Origin of the sequence: uncultured Campylobacter sp., from assembly GCF_937997595.1 — a bacterium.
In the GTDB taxonomy this organism is placed as follows: domain Bacteria; phylum Campylobacterota; class Campylobacteria; order Campylobacterales; family Campylobacteraceae; genus Campylobacter_B.
Genome location: NZ_CALKTS010000077.1, coordinates 21,684 through 28,796 on the forward strand (window position 1 = coordinate 21,684; position 7,113 = coordinate 28,796).

At 39.0% G+C, this 7,113-nt stretch carries 6 protein-coding genes; all 6 read left to right on the plus strand.

The features are described 5' to 3' along the window. The first annotated feature begins 95 nt into the window (after positions 1–95). Positions 96–1,232 (plus strand): UDP-N-acetylglucosamine 2-epimerase (non-hydrolyzing), encoded by a 1,137-nt coding sequence (gene wecB, locus Q0614_RS02750; protein WP_298786370.1) that lies wholly within the window; start codon positions 96–98, stop codon positions 1,230–1,232. Then, the gene (gene wecC, locus Q0614_RS02755; protein WP_297961025.1) at positions 1,229–2,428 is read left to right on the plus strand and encodes a UDP-N-acetyl-D-mannosamine dehydrogenase; all 1,200 of its coding nucleotides are present in this window, start codon (positions 1,229–1,231) and stop codon (positions 2,426–2,428) included. The genes wecB and wecC overlap by 4 nt, the downstream gene beginning before the upstream one ends. A 20-nt stretch (positions 2,429–2,448) precedes the next feature. Continuing rightward, on the plus strand, positions 2,449–4,578 hold the full coding sequence (locus Q0614_RS02760; RefSeq protein ID WP_298786372.1) for a bi-domain-containing oxidoreductase: 2,130 nt from the start codon (positions 2,449–2,451) through the stop codon (positions 4,576–4,578). Continuing rightward, on the plus strand, positions 4,536–5,549 hold the full coding sequence (locus tag Q0614_RS02765; protein ID WP_298786374.1) for a glycosyltransferase: 1,014 nt from the start codon (positions 4,536–4,538) through the stop codon (positions 5,547–5,549). The genes Q0614_RS02760 and Q0614_RS02765 overlap by 43 nt, the downstream gene beginning before the upstream one ends. Then, entirely contained in the window at positions 5,543–6,229 is a 687-nt protein-coding gene (locus Q0614_RS02770) for a methyltransferase domain-containing protein (RefSeq protein WP_297964168.1), read from the plus strand. The genes Q0614_RS02765 and Q0614_RS02770 overlap by 7 nt, the downstream gene beginning before the upstream one ends. After that, a partial coding sequence (locus tag Q0614_RS02775; protein ID WP_298786376.1) for a hypothetical protein occupies positions 6,222–7,113 on the plus strand: 892 nt, incomplete at its 3' end. The genes Q0614_RS02770 and Q0614_RS02775, both read left to right, overlap by 8 nt.

Below are 7,113 nucleotides of genomic sequence, written 5' to 3' on the forward strand. Positions count from 1 at the left end.
TAGGTAATTCTAAGTATCACTAAGCGCCGATATAGCAAAATTTAATTAAAATTATGGTGATAAATTCGGTTAAAAATCGATATTTAGGGGAGTTTATGACGAAAAGAAAAATTTTAATAGTATTTGGGACGCGCCCGGAAGCCATTAAGATGGCTTTGTTGATAAAGGAATTTCAAAAGTACGCGGAATTTGAAGTGAAGGTTTGCGTCACGGCGCAGCACAGACAGATGCTAGATCAGGTGCTTGAATTTTTTGAGATCAAGCCGGATTTTGATCTAAATTTAATGAAGCAAGGGCAGGATCTGTACGACATTACGTCAGGCGTTTTGCTTGGTATGCGCGATGTATTTAGCGAATATACCCCGGACATCGTGTTTGTGCATGGAGATACGACTACTACTTATGCCGTTTCTTTAGCGGCGTATTATCAAAAGATCGACGTGGCACATGTCGAAGCTGGACTTAGGACGCATGATATCTATTCGCCGTTTCCTGAAGAGATAAATAGGCAGATGACGGGGCTCATAGCTAAATATCACTTCGCGCCGACTGCCGATGCGAGAGACAATCTCTTAAAAGAAGGCAAAGATTCAAAAAATATAATCGTTAGCGGCAACACTGTTATAGACGCGCTTTTGTGGACGATAGATAAAATCGAAAACAACGAGCTGCTAAAAAATAAAATTTTATCCTTTATAAACGCCAAATATAAGCTTAGTGATAGAAGATTTATTCTCGTTACAGGACACAGGCGAGAGAATTTCGGAGAAGGCTTTGTTAATATTTGTGAGGCTTTACGTGAAATAGCGCTAAAAAACGAAAATATCGACATCGTTTACCCCGTGCATTTAAATCCAAATGTAAGAAAGCCTGTAGGAGAAATTTTATCGGGCATTTCGAATATATTTTTAATCGATCCGCTAGAGTATGATAGTTTCGTCTATCTTATGAGCAAGTCATATATGATAGTAACAGATAGCGGCGGCATCCAAGAGGAGGCGCCGAGCCTTTGCAAGCCCGTTTTAGTTATCAGAAAAACTACCGAAAGACCTGAAGGGATAAGAGCAGGATGTGTGAAGCTTATCGGCACCAAGCGCGAAAATATCATAAAAGAGGTGCAAAAATTATTAAATTTAAAAGATGAATATGATAAAATGAGTAAAAGTGTAAGCCCGTATGGCGACGGTAAAACTTGCAAAAAAATACTGGAATTTTTAAAAGGAATATTATGAAAAAAGTTTGCATCTTAGGTCTTGGGTATATAGGGCTACCGACAGCAGCACTTTTGGCAAATAGGGGCTATAAAATCCACGGCGTTGATGTAGTGCAGAGCGTCGTAGATACGATCAATGAGGGTAAAATTCATATCGTAGAGCAAGGGCTTGGGGAGCTTGTAAAAAAATCAGTAGAAAGCGGAAATTTAAAAGCAGACGTTAAGCCTGATTTCGCAGACGTTTTTATCATAGCTGTTCCGACGCCGTTTCGAGACGGATACGTGCCAAATATCGATTATGTCATAAGTGCGGCAAAATCTATAATACCATACGTAAAAGACGATAATATGGTCGTTTTAGAATCCACTTCACCGATAGGTACCACCGAAAAGATAGGCGAAATTTTAAAAAATGGCGGTGTTGATATTTCTAAAATTTATATCGCTCACTGCCCTGAGAGAGTTTTGCCCGGTAAAATTTTAAAAGAACTTACGCAAAACGATAGAATCGTGGGTGGAACTACAAAAATTGCTACTAAAAAGATAGCGGAATTTTATAGGGAATTCGTTAGTGGTAGCGTTTTGCAGACGGATTCTAAGACTGCAGAGATGTCAAAGCTTACAGAGAATTCTTTCCGCGACGTAAACATAGCCTTTGCAAACGAACTTAGCATTTTGTGCGATAAATTCGGCATTAACGTCTGGGAGCTTATCTCGCTAGCAAATCGCCATCCGCGAGTTAATATTTTAAGCCCGGGCTGCGGCGTAGGCGGGCACTGTATAGCGGTCGATCCGTGGTTTATCGTCCATGCGGGTGGCTACGAAGCGAGGCTGATCAAATCCGCAAGAGAGGTGAATGATCATAAAGCTGATTGGTGTATAGAAAAGATCAAAAAAGCCGCTTTGAAATTTGAGCTGCAAAACGGCAGAAAGCCAAAAGTAGCGTGTATGGGGCTTGCTTTTAAGCCGGATATCGACGATTTGAGAGAGTCGCCAGCGCTAAATATAACCAGGCGCCTGATCGCAGACGGTATCGATGTGATCGCCGTAGAGCCCAACATCAAGGCTCACAAAGATTTTGAGATAGCGGATTATAAAAAGGCTATTGAAATTTCGGACATTATCGTATTTTTGGTCGGACATAAGGAATTTAAAGGGCTGAAAATAGAAAAAGAAGTTTTGGATTTTTGCGGCGTGCGAAATACTAATATTTAATATTTTTCAAGGTATGGTTAATGATACAAGCAATAGTTAAAAAAGGTAAGGTTTTAGCGGAGCAGATCCCCGCTCCGAGCGTTTCAAAGGGATGCGTTCTTATAAAAGTAGTAAATAGCTGTATATCGGCGGGCACCGAGATAAGCGGCGTATCAAATAGTGGAAAGAGCCTGATCAGAAGGGCTTTGGAGCAGCCGGAGAACGTAAAAAAAGTCATCAATATGGTGAAATCCGATGGCATAGCCAGCGTCTACGCGAAGGTAAAGGGCAAGCTTGATAGCGGAAGCCCGACCGGCTATTCGCTTAGCGGCGTCGTCATAGCGGTCGGAGAGGGCGTTTCAAATTTTGAAGTCGGAGAGCGCGTTGCCGCAGCCGGTGCAGGGCTTGCGAACCATGCAGAATACGTAGACGTGCCAAAAAATTTAGTTATGAAAATGCCGCAGGATATGGACTTTGAGCGGGCTTGCACCGTGACTCTCGGCGGCATAGCGATGCAAGGCGTTAGGCGGATCGATCTAAGGTTGGGCGAGACCTGCGTAGTGGTCGGTGCGGGGATTTTAGGGCTTCTTGCGGTGCAGATGCTTAAAATTTCAGGCGTAAGGGTTGCGGTCAGCGATTTTGACGATAGGCGCTTGCAGATAGCTAAAGAGTATGGCGCAGAGCTCGTCATAAACCCGTCAAAAGACGATTTGCTAGACGTCGTTTCATCTTGGAGCGGCGGATACGGCGCCGATGGCGTGCTATTTACCGCCGCTACGAGCAGTAGCGAGCCGCTATCGCAAAGCTTTCAGATGTGCAAGAAAAAGGGCAGAGTGGTGCTCGTAGGCGTTGCCGGCATGCAGATCAATAGAGAGGATATGTATAAGAAGGAGCTTGATTTTCTCATCTCCACCTCTTATGGCCCCGGTCGCTACGACAAGAGCTACGAAGAGCAGGGACTTGATTATCCGTTTAGCTACGTAAGATGGACTGAAAATCGAAATATGAGTGAGTATCTAAGGCTGGTAAATGAAAATTTGATAAAGCTGGATAAGCTCATAGACGCAAAATATCCTATCGAGCAGGTAACGGAGGCGTTTGAGTCGCTACAGACTTCGCAGAATAAGCCGCTCATGGTTTTGCTTGACTACGGCGAGGCAAATTTAGCCGAGCTTGATAGCTATCTAAATCACGATAAAAAAATCATCATAAGCTCCGCGCCAGTAAACAGGGATGTGATAAACGTCGCATTCGTCGGAGTCGGCGGATTTGCTACCGGTATGCACCTGCCTAATATCTCAAAGCTTACAGATAAGTATAAAATTTACGCGATCATGAACCGAAGCGGACATAAAGCAAAGGCGGTGGCGCAGCAATATGGAGCGAATTACGCTACTTCAAATTTAGACGATATTTTAAATGATAAAAACGTTGATCTGGTGATCATCTCCACAAGGCACGATAGCCATGCGGAGCTTACTTTAAAGGCGCTTGAAGCAGGCAAAAACGTATTTGTAGAAAAGCCGCTTGCGACAAACAAAGATGAGCTTGAAAAGATAAAGAAATTTTACGAAGGTGGAGGCGACAAGCCCCTTTTATTCGTGGGATTTAATAGGCGATTTAGCGCTTATGCAGAGGAGATAAAAAAGCACACGGGCGCTAGAATAAATCCTATGATAATTAGATATAGAATGAACGCTGGCTACATACCTATGGATCACTGGGTGCACGAAAACGGCGGCAGGATGGTGGGCGAAGCGTGCCACATAATAGATCTGATGACGGCGCTAACGGGAAGCGAGATAGAGAGCATATTTTCGCAGGCTATCACGCCGAGCAATGAAAAATATAGCTCGGAGGATAACAAATCGATCGTCTTAAAATACAAAGACGGCTCGGTGGCCAATATCGAGTATTTCGCAAACGGTAGTAAGGAGCTAAGTAAGGAATTTATGGAGATTCACTTCGACGGCAAGAGCATCATTTTGGACGATTACAAAAGCCTTAAAGGATACGGAGTAGGAGTAAAAGAAATTTCAACAAACGTGAGCCAAAAGGGGCAACTCGAAGAGCTTAAGGCGCTATTTGAGGCTCTAAAAGGAAGTAAAAAAGGCTGGCCGATAGAGTTTTGGGATATGGTGCAGACGACGGAGATTTCATTTTTGATATGAGTTCGTTAGTACAAGATAGGCTTAAAAAATACGATAAAATTTTAATAATCGGACCGTATCCGCCTCCTCTTGGCGGAGTGTCGGTTTATATCTATAGACTTAGTAAGTCGCTAGATAATTCGCAAGTATTTGATGTATCCAAGAATGGTTTTAAAAAATATATCGATTTATTTGCAGTATTGTGCAGGACAAAATTTCGAGCCGTAAATATTCACTCGTTTAGTATGACGATAGTTTTTGTGCTTATGATTGCTAGACTTTTTAAAAATTTTGATTTAATTGCCACTAGCCATAATCCAAGGTTGTTTGAAGAGTCCTCTAAATTTAAGGAGTTGATTTATAGAGTCTTTTTTCATTGCATAGATGTTTTGGTGGTAGTTAATAAGCATATTTTAGACGATTACAAAAGTAGAAATTTGCATATTTCAAAAAGCATTATAATCGAGCACGCTTTCTTGCCGCCACCGTTAGAGGAGGAGGATAAAATTTTAGCTACCTATCCCGATTCTTTTTACAATTTTATAAGAAGTAAGACGCAGATAATAACGGCAAATGCATTTCAAATATCTTTTTATAAAAATACCGATTTATACGGACTTGACATATGTATAGAACTCACGGCTAAGCTAAAAAATGTCTATCCAAATTTAGGATTTATTTTTGCACTAGCAAACGAAAAGGTTAATACGGAGTATATAGATAAAATGTGTCTACGAATAAAAGAGCTAAATTTAGAGGAAAATTTTTATTTTCTGACTGGGCAAAAAGAGCTTTGGCCTATATTTAAAAAGGCTAGTCTAATGATAAGACCTACGAATACCGATGGCGACGCCCTTAGTATTAGAGAGGCTTTATATTTTAAATGTCCTGCGATAGCAAGCGATGTATGCGATAGACCAACAGGAACGATTTTGTTTAAGAATAGAAATTTAGATGATTTATGTGATAAAGTAAAGGATGTTTTATGTTAGATAATGTGATTTTTAGAAAAGATGAAATAATAAAAATATGTTGTGATAAAAAAGTTTTACATCTCGGTTTCATACAACATAAGTTGTATGAACAAAAAATCCAATCCAACGATTGGCTTCATAGTAAAATTGCAGAAGTTGCTGGCTATTTAGTTGGTTTTGATTATTTGCAAGAAGATGTAGAAATTTTGAAAGATAAATACGGCTATATTGCATATTATGCAGATGTTACGCAACTGGATAAGCTTGAATACCAAGATAAATTTGATATTGTGGTATGTGGAGAACTGATTGAGCATATTGAAAATCCTGGTCTAATGCTGGATGGCATAAAAAGATTTATGCATGATGAATCATTATTAATTATCACTACGCCGAACCCTTGGTCTAATGAGCGTATTAGGCTAATCAAGTCTGGGAAGCTCGAAAATTTATGGTTAAATAAAGAGCATGTTTGTTGGTATAGCTTTGAGACTTTAAAGCAATTATTAGACAGAAAAGGGTATGTAGAAAAAAAATATGACTATTATTACTCAGAAAATAAAAATATGTTTTTTAAAACAAAATCCTTTTTAGATTATATTAAAATTTTGAAAAGAATACTAGTATGTCGGCTCACTAAAAGACAAAATTATGACGGTCTATTTTTTATTGCTAAAGCAAAGAGTAGAGATGATTAGTAAAGCGAAATGGTTTTTAGATAAAACCTCCCCCATTATTTTCGGCATAGACGATATTACAAATTCAAAATGTCAGTCACGTTTTTTAAGGGAGCAATGCGATTGTGGTTATCTTGGATTAGGCGATGAAGGTCTATACAATTATTTTGCAAACTATTTATTAAAGAAATATCCAGAAATTAGAGTTACATATTTTTTGGTAATGAATTCGCACTCAACATATTTAGATAATGGTAAAACTGGATCTATATACGATAATAATGATTTTTTAAAGCTATTAAATTCCATTCTCGATAGATCTGATGAGATAGCATACCATGGACATAATCATGGATATTCCAATGCTACATTGATGGATAGAAAATGGTGCAGAGAATTTGAGCAGTATTCTCCGGGTGAGTATTTTAATATTATAAAAAATGATTTAAATCTTTTCAAAAAAAGATTTGACTACCAAATTTTGGGAGGAAGGACTCCGTGCTATAGTTTTAGAGAAGATTTGGTTGTAGGACTAATTGACTTAAAATTTCGCTGGTGGTCCTTTGACTTTAAGCCTTTTACCAATAATATTTCTTTGAAGTATGGCGATGATAAAATTATAGAAATGCCGTCAAATATAAGCGGCGATGCTTTTATATATGGAGGAAATGCAATAAAAAGTAAAATTAAACACTTGCTAAATATCGTAAAGATAGAAAAAATGATGAAAAGTAGATATGTGATTAGTATAGCGGAGCATTTTATGAATGCTAGACCAGATGGGAAGAGGCAAACGCCAAATGTTTATGATGATATAAATTCTTTAGATTTTCTTTTCGGCTATTTAAGGAATAAAGATGTTTGGTATGCTACTTTTAGCGAATGTGCTAATTATTACGAGAGCT

What these genes read in the sequence shown, in the direction of transcription:
- Q0614_RS02760 (WP_298786372.1), top strand. Translation starts at nt 2,449, where the DNA reads ATGATACAAGCAATAGTTAAAAAAGGTAAGGTTTTAGCGGAGCAGATC.
- wecC (WP_297961025.1), top strand. Translation starts at nt 1,229, where the DNA reads ATGAAAAAAGTTTGCATCTTAGGTCTTGGGTATATAGGGCTACCGACA.
- wecB (WP_298786370.1), top strand. Translation starts at nt 96, where the DNA reads ATGACGAAAAGAAAAATTTTAATAGTATTTGGGACGCGCCCGGAAGCC.
- Q0614_RS02770 (WP_297964168.1), top strand. Translation starts at nt 5,543, where the DNA reads ATGTTAGATAATGTGATTTTTAGAAAAGATGAAATAATAAAAATATGT.